Source organism: Paenibacillus sp. J5, assembly GCF_054955055.1.
This window is the reverse complement of record NZ_JBUEDD010000005.1, coordinates 274627-291840: the sequence shown is the minus strand read 5'-3', so window position 1 is coordinate 291840 and position 17214 is coordinate 274627. Positions and strand designations below refer to the sequence as shown.

Genomic DNA, 17214 nt, shown 5'->3' with positions numbered 1-17214 from the left:
GGCCGGGGAGCAGTGGCTTCCCCGGCTTATAGGAGGCAATTATGAGCCGTTCGTTTTCCGTTGTTGCAAGATTAATACTGTTTGTGATGCTCTTCCAGTTGATCGTGTCCGATTACGGGTACATCTATGCCGAGAACGCTGCTGCGGAGGAGGCACCGCGAGATCAGGTTGAGCTGATTGTGAAATACAAAAATCCGTCCATGATGGAGGAGGTCAAGCGTTCGCTACAGCAGGAGGTGGAGCTGGATCAACTCCACTCGGTATCTCAGCATCGTCGCTTCAACATGGAGGTGCTGGAGATCGGCAGCGAAGATAATATGATCGAGGTGCTGAAGGAGCTTCGTCAGGACCCGAATGTCGCCTTTGCTCAGCCGAACTATGAGCTGACGATGCTGGCGCTGCCGGAGGATGAGCGCTTCCCCGAGCAGTGGGGACTGCGCAATCAGGGGCAATCGATTGCTCAGCAGCAGGGGGTGGCCGGTGTCGATATTCGGGCAGTGCAGGCCTGGAATACGACCCAGGGCAATCCGTCTGTCGTCATTGGTGTGTTGGACACAGGCATCGACATCTCCCATCCCGATTTGGCTGCCCATATCTATGTGAATCCTGGAGAGATTCCGGGGAACGGAATCGATGATGACGGCAACGGTTATATCGATGATGTGAATGGATGGGATTTCTATAACAAGGATCATACCGTGTTCGACGCCACAGCTCTGGACAAGCATGGCACGCATGTGGCGGGCATCATCGCCGCCGATGCGAATGCGCAAGGGATAAGTGGCGTTGCCCCTAATGTTACGCTGCTGCCGCTCAAATTCATGTCCGGTCAATCCGGCTATACCTCGGATGCGCTGGCGGCTATCGAATATGCCAAGCAGGCGGGCGTCAAAATTATCAATGCCAGCTTTGGCAGCACCTCGGCCAATCCTGCGCTGGAGGAGGCGATTCGCCGCAGCGGCATCCTGTTCGTCAGCGGGGCTGGCAATAACGGCGCAGATAGCGCCAAGTCGCCCGTCTATCCGGCAGCGTATCGGCTGCCCAATATGCTGTCTGTTGCTGCCATCGACAACACAGGCAAGCTGCTCGACCGCTCGAACTATGGCAGCAATGTCGATGTTGCTGCGCCAGGAGCCTCGATTCTAAGTACTCTGCCTGAGGAGGGGTACGGTTATCTTAGCGGTACCTCGATGGCTTCTGCGTATGTTGCAGGTGTGGCAGGACTTACGCTCAGCACGTTCCCGGACATGGATGCCGCTCAGCTTGCTCAGCGCTTGAGATCGGCTGCGGCTGCGATGCCCGAGCTGGCAGGGAAAGTACGGAGCGACGGCATCATCCGTGCCAACCTGGCGGTTCAAGCGCTGGAGGGAACCGCTTCGCCTGAGGAGGAGCCCATTGCGCCAGCACCGACAGAGCAGGACGAGATGGTCGTCACGCTTGCGGCCGAGATCGATCCGCTGCTGCAGGAGCAGATTCATTACGGCGAAGAAGGGGTCTCGGTTACTACCGGGAACTACTCGCACTCGGTGACGGATCTTACCATGCCCTCCCCGGGGTTCAAGATCAATGTCAGCCGAACCTACAACTCCAAGGATGACCGAGCTGCAAGCTCATTGGGGCGCGGATGGACCTTCTCCTTTGAAGGCAGCCTGAAGCGCATGCCAACGAACAGCTCGATTATGATTGCCAAGCTGCCCAACGGCTCCTCGCAGTTGTTCGTAGTGAATAGTAACAATACGTATACGGCGAATGATTCCCACAGCAAGCTGGTTAAGGAGGCGGACAATAGTCACACGCTGACGACGACAGATCAGTACACCTACGGTTTCAATGCGGCTGGATATTTGAGCTGGATGAAGGACCCTGTCGGCAACCAGGTGACGATCGAGGTGGACAGCGCTGGCGTGGTGAAGAAGATTACTGATGCGGTCAAGCGCTCCTACACAGTCAGCTACAACGACACGTATATTAAGGAGATTACGGACCAGCAGGGGCGCAAGGTTCAATACCAATACGACAGCGCCAACCGCCTGGTGAAGGTCATCGCGCCAAGCGGGAGAATCTCGGCCCAATACGTCTATGATTCCTCCGGCTATCTGACGGAGATGAAGGATGGTGATGGTAATACAGTTGAAGCGATTGTCTACAATCATAGCTCAGGGTTGAACCAGCATAAGGCCACGCGGTATACCGACCGATTAGGCAATACGCAGACCTTTGCATATGCGACTAATCGAACGACAACGATTCAAGACCAGAACGGACGCAAAATAGTTAAAAAATATGACGATGCCTTGTATGTGACCGAGTCCCAGGACCCGGAGGGCAAGTGGACGAAGGTCGAATATTACAAGGATGCGAGCGGGTTCAATAAGTACGGGGAAGAGAAGTCGATCACGGATCGGCTAGGCAACAAGACGGAGTATGTGCGGGATGCAAACGGCAATATAATTAAAATCATATATGCGGACAGCAGCTTCAGCGAATATGGCTATGACAGCCAGAACCATCTGATCTGGGAGCGGGATGAGCTGGGCAAGACCACGTATTATGTCTATCCGGCCGGAAGCAATCTGCTCCAGAAGACAGTGCAGCCGATCAATGGCACGGATGCGTATACCGTCGACTCGGAGAAGGTTGCCATCACCTCCTATGCTTACTATACCGCAGCCGAGGCTACGCGATTATTCGGTATTGCCGTTAACGGGCTAATGAAATCGACGACCGACCCGGAAGGGAATGTAACGACCTACAAGTATGATAAATACGGCAATGTGACGGAAACGATCGATGCGGCAGGCAACCGCAGTGTCACACAGTATAATGCAATCGGCTGGCTCACCAGCCAAGTGACTGCAGAAGGGTACCGAACAGATTATGAATATGACATGGATGGCAACCTGCTGCGTCAGACCGACCATGAGGGCGGTGTTCGGCGCACCGTATACGATACGCTGGGCCGCCCTGTCCAGGTCATCGAGCCGAATCAATACGAGGCCGACAAGGAGTTTACGAATAATTCGGGGACGGGGGGAGCCTACCAGAACACCACAGCAGGTACGCGAACAACCTATCACCCGAACGGTCTGAGGTCGACTGTAACCGACGCCCTGGGCAACGTCACCTCCTATGCCTACGACCTGTACGGCAATCTGGTACAGGAGATTCGTCCGAATTTAAGTGAGCAGGTCTATGAGTATGATGTCATGAATCGTCTGATCAAAACCTCCTTCAAGCCAGATGCGAAGTCAGTGCCGGTGCTGCTTAGCAGCTACACCTATGAAGCCTTGTCGGGGGGACAGGAGCGCACGACGGAGACCCGCTATCTGAACGCTGCGGATAAGGCGATCACTGTTACGACGAAGGATGCGAGAGGGCGTGTCGTATCGTCGGAGTCGCCGAACGGATCAACCGTTCAGACAGTCTATCTGGCCAATGGGCAGGTGAAGGCGGTCACAGACGGGCGGGGGAATACGACCACCTTCAGCTATGATGGCCTCAATCGGCTCTCGGAGCAGTGGGCGCCGCTGGATGCGGGCAAATACAGCTACAAGCGCTTCGAATACGATCTGAACAACCGCAAGGTGAAGGAATGGGCAGGCATCGACCCGATCAAGCTGTTCGGCAGACCGTCCGAGGATCGGTTATCCAGCGTGACGTATGTATATAACACGATGGGGCAGGTTGAGCAACAGACCAGCCCAATCGGGGGCACAACCGTATTCCAGTATGATGGAGACGGGCGGATGATTCGGCAGGAGCAGCAGGTGAGTGCGAAGGAGTCGTATGCGACCTCCTATGCCTATAATCACAACAATCAGGTGATCTCGGAGATCCGCTATGTACAGGGAAGCGATCTGGCTGACTATAAAGCTGCGGGTGAATCGCTGGTCAAGCTGGAGACCGCCTATACCTATGATGCGAATGGGAACAAGACGAGTGCAACGACACCGGACGGAAATCAGACGACCTATACGTATGATCTGCTTAACCGACTGCTTTCGACGAAGACGAGCGGAGTGAATGAGCAGGGACAGCCGACCGCGGAGACTGTAAGCCAGACCTATGACTGGGCAGGTCAGGTGCTGACGGCTACCGATGCGCTCCAGAATGTGACGACCTACCGCTATGATGAGCGCAGCTTGCTGCTGCAGAAGCAGAATGCGGCAGGCGGCATTACGGCCTATGCGTATGACCGTGCCGGGCGGAAGATCGCGGAGGTTTCGCCTAACAACTACGATGCTTCCAAGCCGCTCTCGGAGCTGGTGCGAACCGAGTACGCCTATGATACGATGAACCGCGTACAGGCCGTTACCGAAATCTATGAAGAGAAGGTTGTATCCGGCAGCGGCAGTTGGACGACACGCTGGACAGAGGCGGTGTCGAAGGCCTATCAGTATGATGAGAACGGCAATGTCACGAAGGAGCTTGACGCCATGGGCTTCGCCGCAGGTGTCGGCAAGACGATGCAGGAGCGCATTCAATCCGGCTATGGCACCACCATCCGGTATAATGCGGCCAATCTGCCTGTGCTGATGCTGGACCCGGCTTCCAGGGAGCAAGGCCTGAAGCATACGAAGCTGTTCGGCTACGATGGCCTGGGGCGCAAGGTGGGAGAGACGGATGCGACAGGTGCGGTCACTCAAACCTACTATGATGCGGCGGGCAATATCGTGTCCACCTCGATACGCAAGACGGCAACCAGCCCGGAGCAGGTGCTGAGGACATTAACCTATAACAGCAGCGGGCAGCTATTGACCGAGACGGACCCTTACGGGCATCAGACAGTCAACACATATAATGCATGGGGACAGATTCGCAAGAAGACGGATTCCGGCTCCGAAGCAGTGGCGGCGTACTCGCTGGCGCGGCAGTATGATGTGATGGGGCGGCTCGTCCGGGAGACAGACAACCAGGGCAAGGTAACGCATTGGTCATATGATCTGGATGGACGGACAACCATGGTTGCGGTGGAGGACAGCAAGGGCAAGAACCGGGTCACGAAGCGCTCCGCTTACGATCTGAATGGCAATCTGCGGTACGAGACAGACGGCAATGGCAATGTGACCGAGATGCAATATAACACACTGAACCAGTTGGTACGCAAGACGGTGCAAGTCACAGACACCACGCTGGGCAAGCGCGCGTTGTCGACTACCTATGCGTATGACCGCAACGGCAATCTGCTGCTGGAGACCGATCCCTTCGGGCGTGAGCAGGGCTACCGTTATGACAGCCTGAATCGGCTGATCGAGAAGATCGACGGGACAGGCACCGTAATCTCCAAGCTGGAGTACAATGCGAGCAATGTGCAGATTCGGGCGTGGGATGCGCTGAACCGTCTGACACAATACCGCTATGACCGGAACAATCGTCAGGTGATGACGATCGATCCGCTTGGCTATCGGACAACGACGGCCTACCATGCGAATGGGGAAATCGAGAGCACGACAGATGGCAAAGGCAATGTGACCAGCTATGCCTACGACTATATGAAGCGGCTGACCGAAGTCACCAATGCGCTGGACGAGAGAACGACCTACACCTATGATCTGAACGGGAATAAGCTCTCACAGACAGATGGCAACGGACATTCCACGCTGTTCGAGTATACCGCCGGCAACCTGCTCACCCGCCGAATCGATCATGGGGGTAAGCTGGTGCAACTGACAGGTGTCACGTATGACCCGGCCAAGGTTGAGAGCTACACCTACTACCCGAATGGTCAGATGAAGAGCAAGCTCGATCGTAATGGCCATACGACCAGCTACACGTATGATGTCCATGGCCGATTGTTGGATGAGACGGTCGAAGGAGCAGCATTGCAGCAGACACCGCTGGCTGAGCGGCGGATCACCTATACCTATGATGCCAATGGCAATCAACTTACCATCACAGACAGCACGGGCACGACGAGCCGCAGCTACGATGAGCTGAACCGAACGGTGACCAAGACGGTGCCCCAGCTAGGCACCAGCGTGTTCCACTATGATATTGTAGGGGATATGCCAGGCGGCTATACGATGGAGATCAGTCAGGATGTAAAGGGCAATCAGACGAACAAGATGTATGATCAAGCCAAGCGTCTCATGGCTGTATGGAGCAATGACGACGAACCGACGATATATAGCTACTATGCGGATGGAAGCCGCCAGAGGGTGGAGTATCCTGGTGGTGTGAAGGAAGAATACAGCTATACCGCGAATAATCAACTGAGCGAGCTGAAGAACTGGAAAGGGACGACACTGCTGGATACGTATAGCTATACGTATGATGCAGCCGGCAACCAGACATCCAAGTATGAGATGGTGAATGGTACAAGCAAGGGCACCACACTGTACACTTACGATGAGTTAAATCGACTTAAGCAGGTGCAGGAGCCGTCCTCGAACGGCAAGACGATGAGCTACCGCTATGACGCGGCGGGGAATCGTACTGAGGAGAAGACGACACAGGGTTCAAGCGTTACGATAGTGACATACAGCTACAATGAGCAAAATCGACTGCAGTCTACGGTGAGTCAGACGGCGAGCGAGACACAGACTGATCGGTATCGCTATGACGGCAATGGGAATATGATTCATAAGAGCCGGGAAGTGACCAAGGCGCTGAATCTAGCCTCCCCGCCGATCACGACGTTCGGCATGTTCATCGAGGGCCAGACAAACGAAAATGCGCGGATCAGCGACATCGTGTCGGGTACAGAGAGCTACACGTATAATGTGTGGAACCAGATGGTGAAGAGTAGCTCGGGAAGCGGAACGGTCAACTACGCTTACAACGGGGAAGGGTATCGGACGAAGAAGATCACAGGCAACCAGACGACGCACTATCTGTATGAGTCGGACAAGGTCGTGCTGGAGACCGACGGCAGCGGGAAGGTGCTAGCGCGGAATGTATATGGCTTGAACCTGCTGGTGCGCGAGATGGGGACGGAGAAATATGCGTACCTGTACAACGGGCATGGCGATGTGACGGCGCTGGTGGATGCTTCGGGTACTGTGCAGGCGACCTACGCGTATGATGCCTTCGGAAATCTGACAGAGTCGACGGGCACGGTGAACAACCCGATTCGGTATGCTGGTTATCAGTATGATGAGGAGAGCAAGCTGTACTATCTGAACGCACGGTACTACGATCCGAAGATCGCGCGTTTCTTGAGCGAGGATACGTACCGCGGCTCAGCAATGGACCCGCTAAGCTTGAATTATTATACGTATGTGCATAATGAGCCGTTGATGTATGTGGACCCGAGCGGGCACGAGAAGGTGCAACTGCGGCAGTTGGCGGAGGCTTCGGGAGCCACCATATCCTATAACAATAAAACAAAAGTAGCGACCGTGACCTTAGTTGAGGGGTACTCTGTTGATTTTAAAGTGGACAATAACACCGTGACCCTCAAAGATGGTCGAATGATTATTGATAATGAGTTGTATGACAAAAAAATGAGTGGGAGTAGCGCGAATCGAGTAGTGTCCCAAAACTCATCCACCGTCACCCAAGAGAAGATAACAGCCATAGTGGATACGGCAGTAGCAGGCGCAAAAGTTGCAGTCGTTACGAATGCCAATCGTACATCAACGGTAACAAGTAAAACGACGGGACAACTCTTAGCGACCCAGACGAGCACATTGAGGAATAGTACGGTCGTATTTAACAAAAATACGGATGTGATATTAAATAGACTATCAGTAAGTGATTATCCTAAATTTATACACGGTTCCGATTATAGAGATTTTACGTTGGCTGAGAAGGCATTAATTTGGGAAGCTTTGACGAACAACAACAGTGAAGGGATAACAAACACAGAGGTTCAAGAGTTCGTTGATAGTAAAATTTTTGATAGTAAATCCGAGGCCCAGCTTGTTATAGATCTAACCACAATGCGCTATAATGCGTTTATGATTAATATTGATCCAAATGAATTATTTGGAATTCAATATTTAATGCAAGGTGAAAAAATTTCACAAGCCGAATTCTTACCCGTTCTTAAGGTCGGTACCAAGCTTCCAGGCGTCTCGGCACGTGCTTCCAGTGGTGGCTGCAATTGCTTCACCGCTGGGACGAAGGTATTGACAGACGAAGGGGAGAAGAATATTGAAGACATTGAGGTCGGAGATAGGGTTCTTTCTAAGAATGATGAGACTGGCGAGGTAGCATACAAAGAGGTAACGGCGACGTTCAACCATGAGACGGATGCGATTTATCAAATCCATGTAGGTGACCAAGTAATTGAATCGACATTTAACCATCCATTCTATGTGGAAGGTAAAGGTTGGACGTTCGTCAAAGACCTTAAAGTCGGTGATTTGCTTGTTCAGAGTGATGGGAATACACTCAAGATAGAGAACATCGAACTGTTGCACAAGCACATTACTGTATACAACATGACAGTTGATGAGTTCCATACGTACTTTGTTAGCGACCTTGGGATTTGGGTGCATAATACAGGAAAGTGTCCTGCTTTCATAATGGAAAATCGTGTGCCTATCGATAAGGAAACGGTTTTGGGTGATGGAACGTTCACCAAAACGAAGATTCCCCCAGTAAAGGGGGCACAAGTATATAAGAAAGGTGATTACTACTATCACAGAGATACTTTCCACAAGGGTGAAGGCTCACATATAGAAGTCTACGATAAACGAGGCAACCATGTTGGCGAGGCTGACCCTGTAACAGGAGAACTTATACCAGGAACTCGTGACTCAGATAAGAGCATAAATGTGAAGTGATGAATGTTTGTTGTACAGGATGTGAGAATCATGTTCTTGCGTCCAGTACATCCAACTTTTCTAAGGGGGATTAAATTGAGGATAAATAAATTATTTGAAAAATTTGTTGATAATAATGATATATATATTCTTGAGTACCATGAAGGAACGGTTATTGTTAATAACAACTATTCTGGAATCAAGTTATATAACGAAAAGTTAGAGTTGATGAAAACGATTCATATATTCGAGGGTATAATAATCCACACCATCTTTAAGAATCCTCTAAAAAATGAAATCATTTTGTATTGCCCCGATAATCAAGTGTTTGTGTACTTAAATTTGGATACATCTTTTCAAAAAATTATAAACTTCATTGGGGACATTGATGAGATTGGGTTATCTGACATTTACTACTGGTCTGGGCAAGAAGTTCTCTTTAAATGTGGCAACAAGAGATATTATAAAATTGAATCTGTACTATTGGTACTAAAAGAACTCAATTCAGCAGTAGTCGAAAAGGAATATCCAATATTTTACTCAATGCTGAATGAATCGAGCCGATATTTACTTCTTGAAGGTGGGGCTCAAAAACTGACTTTTAAGGACACAATTAATAAAGAAATATTGAATATCGATTATAAAAATAATATCAAAGTAGTATCAAGTATTCCAGATAAGTTAGGACACGAAGTGATTTTTATAGATGGAGTTTTTCTATCTGTACATGAGGAATTTATTCAAGTGATTAAAGAAGGAAAGGAAGCAGCGAAAATTGATACAGTAACACCGTACACATTTCTTAGAGCTAGAAAGCTGACCGAACAAAATGCGATCTTTATAGCTCTAAGAGGGAACAAATCCAACCCACAACAATGCGTTTTGTCATGTTATCACATAACCAAATAGCTATATAGCCTTGAAGTATAATATGGATAATATTCTCCTTCAAGGCTTTTTCTTTCACTCCCACCCAGTGTGCTACCCTACCATTGAAATGATTGCACGTGATGTCGAATGTAGTTCAGAGTAAGCAAGAGCATCTTACGTTTGGTAACAAAGTCAAGTGGTTTAGCTATAAGCTGGATCTGGCCGTCTATACGAAAAGTAAGCTTCCGATTGGCCTAAACCTTTGCTTGCCATGCCTGCAGGGGGTTCCTTTTCATTCCACGGATTAACGGAATAATCGTCGTCACTTTTTGAATACCCCAGACATGGAACTGGTCTGCGGTTAAGAGAGTTACAGCGCTCATCTCCGAAACTAAACGTCATCGCGATGTTCAATGCTTCCCCTCGAACAGCCAATTGCTGCATGAATTCCTTCGCCGTCATTTCGGGGTGTTCTTCCTTCATGATCTTGGTCGTGATGGAGACCGATGTTGCAATTTAACCTGCCAAGACCAGTCCCTGCGCTTGTTGGAAAAAGCAAGTTTACAGTTTACTCTTATCCTCCGTCAGCAAATGGAGGAAACTATATTCCAAAAAATTAAGAAAGGATGATTCGTTTGTAGAATTCACAGAGTATTCGGGGGGCACTGTCTACATTAGAAAGAATACTGATACTTCAATTGAGTATGAAATGATTACTTTTAACGCCAATAAAAAAGGATTTTATTGTAAGTTTTGTTTTAAAAGTCGTTGATTTGTTTTGTTAACCTTGATTGGCTGATGCCTTTCACCATTACCCGAAATGCCTCCTGCAACAAACATCAAAATAGTAGGTGAAAAGTAATGCTAGATAGTTTTCTAATTTGGATTGATGAAGTCAAGGGACAGTTACGAACGAAAGGAGTTGAGACGGAAGGAATAAATATGAGTCTGTAAAATAGTTTGTGTAAACTCCAAAACCGATTAAAATAGAAGCAACAGAAAGGTTGGGAAAACACATGGGACTATGGACGAAAGAGCAATTGAGAGCTTTTATTAAAGACGGATTGCCAAGCTAAGTGCGACAGCTCATCCATGAAGGCTCCGTAAGCTGATTTCCAATTCAGGCATTTACGGGGGCGGTGGTTGATGAGACTTACAGCCTCAGCTAGCTCCTCGTCTGTGAGCATAGCGAAACGTGTTTCCTGTAAGAGCCCACTTGTGTTCTCATTAGAACCGCGTTGCCAAGAAGAATAGGGATCAGCAAAGAAGACGCTGACGTTGTGAAAGTGCTCTAGCTCAGTGTAGCATGCAAACTCTTTGCCGCGGTCTGTCGTAGCGGTTCTAAAGGCACCTTGCGGGTACTGACTAGCGGCTACACCAAAGGCGATCTCCTTTGCGGTCAGGCATCATAACAGCGAAGTACAGGTCGATTTTGTGTTGCAGCGCAGAACGGGCAGACCCTACCTAGCTGAACGCGAAGGACGACGTACAGCTAGGCTAGGAAAGCTTGTACCACAGGCAGGCTCCCTGCATTTGAAAACCTTTGAGGGCTACCTACGTGGGCCTATTTCGTTTCACGCCGGTTGTTCGCTCGAATCGTTGCTCGATATGAGTTGGCTGACGCGGCGCGAGAATTTGCTGCTCATGGGGGTTGTTTGGTACAGGTGAAACGCATATGGCGATTGCGCTAGGCGTGGAGGAGAGGACATGCTGCTCAGTTCTTTCGGACTTCCGATTTAGTAGCCCTGTTGCAGGAAAAGTTTGCGGCAGGCTCGCTCAGTCGCTTTCGTGAGAAGTTGAAGAAAATGGATCTCCTTATATTGGATGAGGTGGCTATGTGCCGTTTAACCAAATGGGCTCCGAATTGTTGTTTAATGTCATTGCTGTTGTTACAAACAGCAAAGTGTGATCGTCACCTCTAATCTGTAATTTGGTCAATGGATCTCCATTTTCGGGGTTACGAAGCTGACGTCAGCCTAGGTGAATCGCCTTGTGCACCACGCGCATATTCTTTCCTTCACGGGCGAGAGTTTCTGACTCAAGCAAGCGATGGAACGTATTCCACAGTAAACGCACACTGGCAGGTGGCCTGGGCATTTTTCGCTTGCAAAAAACATTCGGAGACCATTTTTACGACAAACATCATCGATAGCTACCACCGCCAGCTTCGCAAAGTGACGAAGGGTAAGAGCGTTTTCCCTTCCGATGAGGCCTTAACTCAAAATGCTCTATCTCTCGACGATGGATGTTGTTCGCATGTGGACAGACCGGGTACAGAATTAGGGACAAATGCTCCTTCAGCTCTCCGTCTTCTTCCACGAACGGGTCGGTCAGCATTTAAGCTAAGGGGAACCCGCCACTTCAGGCACATTTTCATCCCTTCGTTTACACAAAACTCTTGACGTGAAACTTTTAATGATCCATTTAATTTTAGTCGTGACAATCAACGTACAAATTACCACGTGACTGTACAACCTTAACCAAATCAAATAGGATGAAGGATGTGTCAGGCTTTTGATCAAACCTGAATTGAAAGACATTATTATAACGGCTAATCCATATATTGTTGGGAAACTAGAGGTTGATGAGTTCATTGAGTTGGGTGATGAGTTTTTACTATCATGTACAGCTTGTATCGGTACGAAAGAGTCTAATGGATGTGACTATTTTGATTTTACAATCATCTCTCCAAAAGCTTTGGAAAAAGAATTGAGGGTAACAAATTTAATTCTAGGGAGAGCGTACTTTATTGTAGACCATCTTGATATGAGTTTATTGAAACAAAGAATAGAGGACATTCTTTCTAATTGCCAAGGTGAAACATGGGAGGACGTTGCACTGAAATTGAGTCCTTACTTTTACTGGGAGTATGAGAAATGAGTTTTAAAAGCTGTTGTCTTTAGACAGATGGCGATAATTGAAGGAGACTCGTAGATTTTTCCATAGCGTAGCCGAGTAAAACGGATTAACAGTCTCCCATGTGAAATGTACTTATTGGGAAACTTGAGAGAATACAAAAGCAAAAACCTTGATTGGCTCAAAGGCCTTTCAAGGTTTTTTGTTAGGATGAACATGAGGTTCTAAGCCTCTACAGAAACGATGAGTTGATCAACATTAATTTCCAGATCTTTGCAAACCTACTCGAGTGTACGGATGTAGACTCTATCAACCGAATTATAGATGGTTATTTGTGCCGGGCCTTACATTCATTTAGCGGTTCAATTTTCGTTGGGACATTCCGAGTTCTTCCAAAATGTCTGGAAGGCATAATAATTCGATGAGGTATGTAGACCCAAGCGGACATAACGTAATGAAGGTGGGAACCAAGGGGGATGAGGTCAAGCGAGTACAGGAGCATCTCAACAGATTAGGATACAATGTGGCGCAAGACGGGTCGTATGGTCCGAAAACAGCAGCGGCAGTGAAGGAATTCCAGAAGGATTATGGAATAAAGGTAGATGGAATAGTAGGGAATCAGACGTATACGTTGCTAAGTAATGTGAGCTCGACGCTGAATGCACCCGACGCGGCGAAGCAACAGGCACTAAACAGTGGTAAAAATGCTAAAGTGGGCGCCTTACCACCGGGTGTAATGATCGCTTCCGAGGACAAAGTCAATCAAACCGTGAATGAAGCGAAAAGACAGTTGAAAGAAGTAGGCCCCAATAAGCAAGTTGACATCAAGATCGTCAATAACCAGCCGCAAATCACGGGAACGTCACCCAGGAAGGATGCGGTAAACAGTACACCAGCGCCGAAGCCAAGCACGCCAGCGCCGATCCAACCGACGAAATCGACGAATACATTAGCACCTCCGATTGTAGCACCGTCGTCGAAGTCGAATAGTGGATTCGGTACCACGCTCTGGAATGCGGTACTGGGAGGCTGGGCAGGCATAGATAACAATTTGGCATTTGGCGCTTTTCAAAATACATTCTCAGCGCCGACTAAGGAACAACAAGCAACCAAGGCGTACCAGTTTGGCAAGCTGGCTGGTGATGTGGTCAGTATAGTCGTTGGTGGAATAGAACTGGTAGTAGGAGGAGCAGGCACAGCCACAGGAATACCTATGACGGGTTCAGTAGTACTCTCAGGGCCTGGGGTTTTAACAACAGCAGCTTCTTTAGCCGTAGCGGATCACGGCATGAATGGAATGATTAACGGAGCCAGAGGGATCGGGGATAGTGCGGCTCGATTGTTTTCTTCTGGGGGGACGGGGAAACTTAGTCCCAAGCTTTCTGAGCTTCATACGAAATTAGATGAACTTGCCGAAAAACATTTACTACCACAATTTAGAGAAATTGACCCTAACCTTAGGGCAGGTTACACTGGTTCATTCAAGACCGGCACTGTTGGGAATCCCAATAAGTCGACATTCGGCCAACCTATTGATTTGAATAAGTATGATATTGATTATTATATTGAGAGTGATATTTTATACTAGAAGTTTGGTAATAGTCTAAAAGCCAATCCTGAATTTAGAAAAATACTCTCAGAGACACCGGGATTTGAAGGACTTAAGCCGAATAAAGAGGGCTTCTCAATTAAATTTAAGCCATCAAGTAAATAGGAGGTTAACATGCAGATTGAAGACAAAGTACATGGTGCATATTCAAAGGTATTTATTCAATACGAAGGCTCTTTACAAGACTTAGGCTCTAAAATAGAAAATGGACTAAATGTACCTAAAATAAGATATGAAAATATGGAAGATGAACCTTATGATTTAGTGGGTTACTCTGAGGTTTTAGGCTTTGAGGTTGAATTAAGAAGCATACAGGATAGTGAAAAATGGCCTGATTATCAATATTTCCTTGGAGCAACTACTACTGATTCATTCCAAGAAGTATTTAATGACCGAATGTTCGACATTTCACTTTGGATGGCGCGGTACATTTCACTTATTTGTGAGGTAACCACCATGGCAGAAAATTTAGATAGACAAACAGGTCAATCATTCTATTTTAATAAAACTACATCAAAAAGAGAAAGTAGTATCATTGAAGCAAGGAAATAAATTGGAAAGCCATAAGGGGGTCTATTCTCTCTATGGCTTTTCTTTTTGGGAGGGTTACCCAGTGCCGAATGAATCCATTATTCAACCAATAACACATATAACCCTTAAAATACCCGTATGAAACCAGATACTCATTACCATTTGTATGAATGGGGACCTGGGAAAACGCCAAAGGAAATCGCAGGCCATATAGAAGGAGAGTATAGACCAAAGTGAGTACACCAAATGAGTTCATATCTGATTTTTACCTCAAACAAAAAGAATATGGATATTTAAAAGGAATGGATTTAAATAGGGTTTTTGATGGAGAAGATTACGAAGGATACAATTTAACAATTACTTTGTGCGACTACCCGTATTACGAGGGCAATAAAATGTTAATGTTAAACTTTCTTGGAGTAAGAGATTTTAAAATTGGAAATTTAGAGGGTCTGTTTCAACTTGAATTAAGAATAAATGATATTTCAGACAGTCAAATGGAAGGAATCAAATACAGAGTAATAGAGAATGAAAATTTATTATTCTCTTTTTACTGTAAAGAATTTGAATTCAAAATATTAGAATGCTGAATATTTGTTTGCGACAAAACCTTGATTGGCTTCGTGCCTTTCAAGGTTTTTTGTTAGGATGGTCATGAGGTTCTGAAGTCTCTACAGAAACGATGAGTTCATCAACGGTAATTCCCAGAGCTCTGCAAACCTGCTCAAGTGTACGGATGTAGACTCTATCAACCGAATCGGAGCATAGATGGTTAATCGTGCTAGGTCTTACATTCATTTGGCGGGCCAATTTTCGTTGGGACATTCCGCGTTCTTCTAAAATGTCTCGAAGCCGGATTTTGATTTTCATGTATATTCTCCTCCACATTGTGACCTTTAAGAGTAACTAAGCCTACTACTAAATATATCACGAAGTATTTAAAAAAACATTGAACGTCACTCTTAAACGTTATATAATTTAAATGTGGAACTTTTAAGAGTTACATTTTATGAAGTAGGGGATGATAAATATATGAAGAGAATGGAAACCTATGTTAGCTATGTGGAACAGGAGGAAGGGTATTACAAGCAACTAGAGACATTAGAGCAATGTCAACATGCTGTTATAGATTCAATCTATCGATATGGACATCTATTCGATGAACAAATGACAGAGGAAGTGCTGCTTAGTATTCACCGGCTGGAAGATTCCATTCGCCTGGATTTATTACATGTGAGACTGACCAAGGCATTTCAAGCCTATCATATGGATAAAACTACTGGGGAGTAAAGGAATTGCTGGTGACAAAAAAGGAACATAGCCAAGCGCCTAATCGCTGTAAGGAGTAATAACGCTTAGTTGATGCCGGTTAACTACACGTACAATAGGAAAGGGCATCGGACGAAGAAGATCACAGGCAAACAGGCGACACATTATCTATATGAGTCGGACAAGGTCGTGCTGGAGACCGACGGCAACGAGAAGGTGTTGGTGCTTTCGCGGGAACGGGCACAGTGAACAACCCGATCCGGTATGCGGGGTATCGGTATGATGAGGAGAGCAAGCTGAATAGTAGGGTAAAGGAGATAGACCCTGATGATGGTTCGGTTACTTGGAGATACCAAGATAAGAGAGGTAATACTGTAATTACTAATGAATGGGGCGACAAAGTGGTTACAGTTTACTCTTATCCTCCGTCAGCAAATGGAGGAAACTATATTCCAAAAAATTAAGAAAGGATGTATATATGGATAAATTAGTATTTAGTGATATGGTAAATGATATACAATACCAAATTGATGTGGAATTAAAGATTGAATTTAGGGATTGTCTTAAAGGAATCGACAATGTTTCAGATTTCTCCATTAGTACGGAGGAAGATGTGTATCGTATTATGGTTAGGCTCAGAAATTATAGCTTAGGGGAAGTAAAGAGAGTATTCCATTCGTTTGTAGAATTCACAGAGTATTCGGGGGGCACTGTCTACAATAGAAAGAATACTGATACTTCAATTGAGTATGAAATGATTACTTTTAACGCTAATAAAAAAGGATTTTATTGTAAGTTTTGTTTTAAAGGTCGTTGATTTGTTTTGTTAACCTTGATGGGCTTATGCCTTTCAAGGTTTTTTCTTTGAGGGGGAGAGTGACGAATGAACCCATCATTCAACTAATGAGAGCGGGCATAAGTAGACAATAAAACCGTGACCCTCAAAGATGGTCGAATGATTATAGATAATGAGTTCGACAGTATGATGGGCGGTAAAAAGCAAGTCCTTTCAACCGAATCGCCAAATTTCGTCGGGACATTCCGCGCTCTCCCAAAATGTCTCGAAGCCGGATTTTGATTATCATTTTCCGTAAGCTGACGCTGTTCATGCTTCCCGACGTGGACGACCGCGGCTGACAAATTGTCGAACCGAATACGCCGAGGAATGCCGCCCACAATTGCTTTACCGCTGGGACGAAGGTATTGACAGGCGAATTAGCTTTTAATTATAATCACCGTCATCCTGTACAAAGGAGAAATACTTCGCCGAAGCTGAAAACGATAGACTTCTAGGTATCGACTCGAAATATCCCTATTACGCACTCCACATGTGACGAGTAAACAGTGACAACAAAACTTGTATGTATC

General features: G+C 46.9%; 11 protein-coding genes and 2 pseudogenes. 11 read left to right on the top strand and 2 right to left on the bottom strand.

Annotated features, from left to right (window positions below):
* The first annotated feature begins 41 nt into the window (after positions 1-41).
* Together ACY1JZ_RS11380 and ACY1JZ_RS11375 are read left to right on the top strand one after the other, a co-directional pair.
* Positions 42-8732, top strand: a complete 8691-nt coding sequence (locus ACY1JZ_RS11380) for a S8 family serine peptidase (RefSeq protein WP_462629241.1) — start codon at positions 42-44, stop codon at positions 8730-8732.
* Between the two features lie 30 nt (positions 8733-8762).
* A complete protein-coding gene (locus ACY1JZ_RS11375) occupies positions 8763-9620 on the top strand; it encodes a hypothetical protein (RefSeq protein ID WP_462629239.1) in 858 nt (285 codons plus the stop codon).
* 983 nt (positions 9621-10603) lie between these two features.
* Here ACY1JZ_RS11375 and ACY1JZ_RS11370 read toward each other — a convergent pair.
* Positions 10604-11015, bottom strand: a pseudogene (locus ACY1JZ_RS11370) (IS30 family transposase); the annotation flags it as partial.
* Positions 11016-11329: 314 nt separating this feature from the next.
* Between ACY1JZ_RS11370 and ACY1JZ_RS11365 the strand changes: the two are divergent.
* The 6 genes and pseudogenes from ACY1JZ_RS11365 (at position 11330) to ACY1JZ_RS11340 (ending at position 15167) form a co-directional block, all read left to right on the top strand.
* Positions 11330-11503: a hypothetical protein gene (locus ACY1JZ_RS11365; RefSeq protein WP_462629238.1), complete on the top strand. Its 174-nt coding sequence runs from the start codon at positions 11330-11332 to the stop codon at positions 11501-11503.
* Positions 11504-11707: 204 nt separating this feature from the next.
* Positions 11708-11864, top strand: a pseudogene (locus ACY1JZ_RS11360) (transposase); the annotation flags it as partial.
* A 231-nt stretch (positions 11865-12095) separates the two neighbouring features.
* On the top strand, positions 12096-12461 hold the full coding sequence (locus tag ACY1JZ_RS11355) for an Imm8 family immunity protein (protein ID WP_462629236.1): 366 nt from the start codon (positions 12096-12098) through the stop codon (positions 12459-12461).
* Positions 12462-12891: 430 nt separating this feature from the next.
* Positions 12892-14025 carry a peptidoglycan-binding domain-containing protein gene (locus tag ACY1JZ_RS11350; RefSeq protein ID WP_462629235.1) on the top strand — a complete coding sequence of 378 codons (1134 nt, stop codon included), beginning with the start codon at positions 12892-12894 and terminating at the stop codon, positions 14023-14025.
* A 135-nt stretch (positions 14026-14160) separates the two neighbouring features.
* On the top strand, positions 14161-14598 hold the full coding sequence (locus ACY1JZ_RS11345; RefSeq protein ID WP_462629234.1) for a hypothetical protein: 438 nt from the start codon (positions 14161-14163) through the stop codon (positions 14596-14598).
* 212 nt (positions 14599-14810) lie between these two features.
* Complete coding sequence (locus ACY1JZ_RS11340) at positions 14811-15167, top strand: PIM8 family immunity protein (RefSeq protein ID WP_462629233.1); 357 nt, start codon at positions 14811-14813, stop codon at positions 15165-15167.
* Positions 15168-15207: 40 nt separating this feature from the next.
* Here ACY1JZ_RS11340 and ACY1JZ_RS11335 read toward each other — a convergent pair whose 3' ends face one another.
* A complete protein-coding gene (locus ACY1JZ_RS11335; RefSeq protein ID WP_270164501.1) occupies positions 15208-15447 on the bottom strand; it encodes a helix-turn-helix domain-containing protein in 240 nt (79 codons plus the stop codon).
* Positions 15448-15609: 162 nt separating this feature from the next.
* On the opposite strand from ACY1JZ_RS11335, the gene ACY1JZ_RS11330 reads away from it, so the two are divergent.
* From ACY1JZ_RS11330 to ACY1JZ_RS11320, 3 genes are all read left to right on the top strand, one after another.
* Positions 15610-15867, top strand: a complete 258-nt coding sequence (locus tag ACY1JZ_RS11330; RefSeq protein ID WP_270164500.1) for a hypothetical protein — start codon at positions 15610-15612, stop codon at positions 15865-15867.
* A gap of 69 nt (positions 15868-15936) precedes the next feature.
* Positions 15937-16095 (top strand): hypothetical protein, encoded by a 159-nt coding sequence (locus tag ACY1JZ_RS11325; protein WP_462629232.1) that lies wholly within the window; start codon positions 15937-15939, stop codon positions 16093-16095.
* Positions 16096-16324: 229 nt separating this feature from the next.
* A complete protein-coding gene (locus tag ACY1JZ_RS11320) occupies positions 16325-16663 on the top strand; it encodes a hypothetical protein (protein ID WP_462629231.1) in 339 nt (112 codons plus the stop codon).
* Positions 16664-17214: the final 551 nt, after the last annotated feature.

Bases quoted from the DNA above. Each gene is read 5' to 3' on its own strand.
- ACY1JZ_RS11330 (WP_270164500.1), top strand. From the start codon at position 15,610: ATGAAGAGAATGGAAACCTATGTTAGCTATGTGGAACAGGAGGAAGGG.
- ACY1JZ_RS11335 (WP_270164501.1), bottom strand. From the start codon at position 15,447: ATGAAAATCAAAATCCGGCTTCGAGACATTTTAGAAGAACGCGGAATG.
- ACY1JZ_RS11375 (WP_462629239.1), top strand. From the start codon at position 8,763: ATGTTCTTGCGTCCAGTACATCCAACTTTTCTAAGGGGGATTAAATTG.
- ACY1JZ_RS11320 (WP_462629231.1), top strand. From the start codon at position 16,325: ATGGATAAATTAGTATTTAGTGATATGGTAAATGATATACAATACCAA.
- ACY1JZ_RS11345 (WP_462629234.1), top strand. From the start codon at position 14,161: ATGCAGATTGAAGACAAAGTACATGGTGCATATTCAAAGGTATTTATT.
- ACY1JZ_RS11380 (WP_462629241.1), top strand. From the start codon at position 42: ATGAGCCGTTCGTTTTCCGTTGTTGCAAGATTAATACTGTTTGTGATG.
- ACY1JZ_RS11350 (WP_462629235.1), top strand. From the start codon at position 12,892: ATGAAGGTGGGAACCAAGGGGGATGAGGTCAAGCGAGTACAGGAGCAT.